Below are 638 nucleotides of genomic sequence, written 5' to 3' on the forward strand. Positions count from 1 at the left end.
GGCCGTTGCCGGGGATGCTGCCCGCGTCGAAGTGCAGCTTCACCCGCTGCGGCCCGCCCGTCTTGCCGCGCTGCAGCGTCCCGACGGTGTGCGTGCCGAGCGCGCGGTCGGCGGACAGGACGGGACCGTCGCGGTAGATGACCTCGTCCTCGTCGAGCGCCTCGCCGATCCACTCGCTCAGCATGCGGGTGGTGGAGTTCAGCGGGCGGTGGATGACGCGCCGCCCCAGCCGCTCCCAGCCCTCCGGGGTGGGGGCGGGCGAGAGGAGCTCCGCGAGGTCGAGCGAGGAGGAGGTGGCCGTGAGGAGGTCCGTGCGGCCGCGCAGCTCGCGCAGGCTGCCCAGCCCGAGGTTCGCGAGCGTGACGCGCAGTTCCTGCGCGAGGCCCGTGAAGAAGCGCGTGAGGCGCTCCACCTCCACGGGCAGGTCGCGCGGCACGAAGCGCTTGAAGCCGTGCGCCTTCGCCTCGGCCTCCGTCTCGACCTGCGTGGTGATGCCGACGTGGCAGGTGTCGAGCTGACAGCCGCGGCAGATGGTGCAGCCGATCGCGACCATGCTCAGCGTCCCGAAGCCCACGCGGTCCGCGCCGAGCGCGACCATGCGGGCCACGTCGAGGGCGCTCTTGAGGCCGCCGTCCGCC

Annotated in this window: 1 protein-coding gene; it reads right to left on the reverse strand. The window is 73.7% G+C overall.

What is annotated here, in order from left to right; translation table 11 throughout:
• The coding region (locus tag DEIPI_RS41135; protein ID WP_045233415.1) for a glutamate synthase-related protein at window positions 1-638 on the reverse strand (638 nt) is incomplete at both ends.

Source organism: Deinococcus pimensis DSM 21231, assembly GCF_000519345.1.
GTDB lineage: Bacteria > Deinococcota > Deinococci > Deinococcales > Deinococcaceae > Deinococcus_A > Deinococcus_A pimensis.